Source organism: Idiomarina sp. UBA4206 (assembly GCF_002383015.1).
GTDB classification, from domain to species: Bacteria; Pseudomonadota; Gammaproteobacteria; order Enterobacterales; family Alteromonadaceae; genus Idiomarina; species Idiomarina abyssalis.
On the sequence record NZ_DFTS01000025.1, the window covers coordinates 92,643 to 94,995 of the forward strand.

General features: G+C 47.8%; 4 protein-coding genes. All 4 read right to left on the bottom strand.

Annotated elements, in window-relative coordinates:
• Positions 1 to 735 (bottom strand): thymidine phosphorylase (locus B3180_RS05725; protein WP_286843477.1); only part of this gene is annotated, 735 nt, incomplete at its 3' end.
• 3 nt (positions 736 to 738) lie between these two features.
• Entirely contained in the window at positions 739 to 1,485 is a 747-nt protein-coding gene (deoC, locus tag B3180_RS05730) for a deoxyribose-phosphate aldolase (RefSeq protein WP_222235637.1), read from the bottom strand.
• 10 nt (positions 1,486 to 1,495) lie between these two features.
• A complete protein-coding gene (gene rimI, locus B3180_RS05735; RefSeq protein WP_222235638.1) occupies positions 1,496 to 1,957 on the bottom strand; it encodes a ribosomal protein S18-alanine N-acetyltransferase in 462 nt (153 codons plus the stop codon).
• Positions 1,938 to 2,264, bottom strand: a complete 327-nt coding sequence (locus tag B3180_RS05740) for a hypothetical protein (protein WP_054491107.1) — start codon at positions 2,262 to 2,264, stop codon at positions 1,938 to 1,940. The genes rimI and B3180_RS05740 overlap by 20 nt, the downstream gene beginning before the upstream one ends.
• Between the last annotated feature and the right edge of the window lie 89 nt (positions 2,265 to 2,353).

The window sequence follows — 2,353 nt, forward strand, 5'->3', positions numbered from 1 at the left end:
GGTTTCATTCATATCCGTTATTAGCGCCGTGGTCTCAACCCCTAACTCACAACCAACAGTAACCAGACTCTGCGCCAGTTCTTTTGACTTCTCAAAGCTGGGCATAAAAGCGCCGTTACCCGCTTTAACGTCCATAACTAGACCGTCTAACCCTTCAGCAAGCTTTTTTGCCAGAATCGAGGCCGTTATCAGAGGAATTGATTCTACCGTCGCACTGATATCCCGCGTTGCATAAAAACGACTGTCTGCAGGAGCTAAACGCCCCGTCTGACCAATAATTGCGACCCCGGCATTTTTAACGGTATCGCGAAACAACTGATTATCGGGAGCCGTCTGATATCCGGGGATAGAATCAAACTTATCGAGTGTGCCGCCTGTATGCCCTAACCCCCGGCCGGAGATCATCGGGACGTAACCACCGCAGGCAGCAACAATAGGGCCCAGCATGAAGCTGACCACATCGCCCACACCACCCGTAGAGTGTTTATCCAGTAAAGGGCCATTCAGATCCTGCTGTCGCCAGTCAAGAACGTCCCCTGAGTCACGCATCGCAACCGTCAGGGCTTTCTTTTCCTCTGCTGACATTCCCTGAAAGTAAACCGCCATAGCAAGAGCAGCTATTTGGCCTTCACTGACCGACTCGTCACAAATGCCGTTAATAAATTCCTGAATATCGGCTGCAGACAAGAAGATACCGTCTCGCTTTTTACGAATGACCTCTTGTGGCAAAAACATCGGTTAAGCCTTAACCAAAATCTTCTGAATGTCCTGTAACAAGCTACTGGCACCAATGCGGAAATGACTCGCGGTGACCCAGTCTTCACCCATCAGCTGTTCAGCTAATTCAATATACTGAACGGCATCGTCGACTGTACGAATACCTCCGGCAGCTTTAAACCCGCAGTCGGTTTGACTGGCTTTTATTACTCCTAACATAGCTTCAGCTGCTTTTAAGGTCGCATTCACTGAAACTTTGCCCGTTGAGGTTTTAATAAAGTCCGCGCCATTTGCAATTGCAAGTTCACTAGCAAGAACGATTTTATCGTGCTGCTCCAGTTCTCCGGATTCGATAATGACTTTTAATTGTATTGAGTCACCGCAAATATCCTTGCATTCTCTTACCAGCTCGGCTGGCGTACTTTCATCACCATTTAATAAAGCTCTGTAGGGCAGGACAACGTCCACTTCATCGGCACCGGCAGCAATCGCACGCTCTGTCTCAGCGGCTGCCCGCTCAACGTCACTGCTGCCATCAGGAAAATTTGTTACGGTAGCAACCTTAGTGCTAAGTCCCTGCTCTTCTAAAAACTGTTTAGCTAAAGCAACCCACTCCGGAAAAACACAAACTGCAGCGACGCTTTTTTCATTGATAGATGCACGTGAGCATAAATCTTCAATGACCTTGCGGTTATCGTCATTATTCAATGTCGTTAAGTCCATGAAGGACAAGGCTTGTAACGCCCGCACTTGTTGCGTTGATGGCATAATTACTCCGTTAGTCTTGTTGACGGCTCCAGCGCATAACTAAAGCATCTTCTCTGCCGCCATCCAATGGATAATAGTTTAACCTGCGACCTACGGTATCAAATCCATTGTGTTCATATAAGCGAATAGCCGCTGAATTCGATGCGCGTACCTCCAGAAAAACAACATACTGATGGTCATAGGCGTAGTCTAATAAGTCCTGCATGAGTTTGTTACCATAGCCCCGCCCCTGAAAAGCGGGATCGACCGCAATGTTGTGCAAGGTCAATTCATCTGCCACTCGCTGACAGATAGTAAAGCCTATAACTTGTGAACCTTGCATTAATCGCCTGCAACGGTAATGCTCGCCAACACTTTGACTGAATACCGTCCATGACCAGGGGTGGCTGTGTGCTTTGTTTTCGACCTCAAACTCGGGTTTACCGGGTTCAAAACTTTCAATTTTAGTGTCTTCAGTACTCACGGTCTTCATTTTGCAGCTGCAGCCAAAGCGTCTTTTTCTGCTCAGTAGAAAGGGGCTTAGCCAGCCAGTCGGTGTAATTAAAACACAAGCCTGGCGTTTGAACTGGCGCTTTTACGGCAACCGGACGTTGCTCAAAATACAAACTAAGATCGTTAATCCAGCCAGGAAGGGAAACCGGCAATTCAACAGCTCCCTGCAAGTAGAGCGGGCCCAGTCGGTAGTAAAATACAGGTGCTGTCGCACTTTTGGTTTGCCATACGGGAATACCCATCAATTGCAAAGCAGTACGTTGTTGACTGGTCCATTCAGGAAGCATAACGATTACCGTTGAAAACAGATAAGTGCAGTTTACTCAAGCTTTGGAAGGATAGCCAGTCAGAAACTGGCAGGGGCGGAGGGATTCGA

Coding starts and splice junctions, on each gene's coding strand:
- deoC (WP_222235637.1), bottom strand. CDS start 1,485: ATGCCATCAACGCAACAAGTGCGGGCGTTACAAGCCTTGTCCTTCATG.
- rimI (WP_222235638.1), bottom strand. CDS start 1,957: ATGAAGACCGTGAGTACTGAAGACACTAAAATTGAAAGTTTTGAACCC.
- B3180_RS05740 (WP_054491107.1), bottom strand. CDS start 2,264: ATGCTTCCTGAATGGACCAGTCAACAACGTACTGCTTTGCAATTGATG.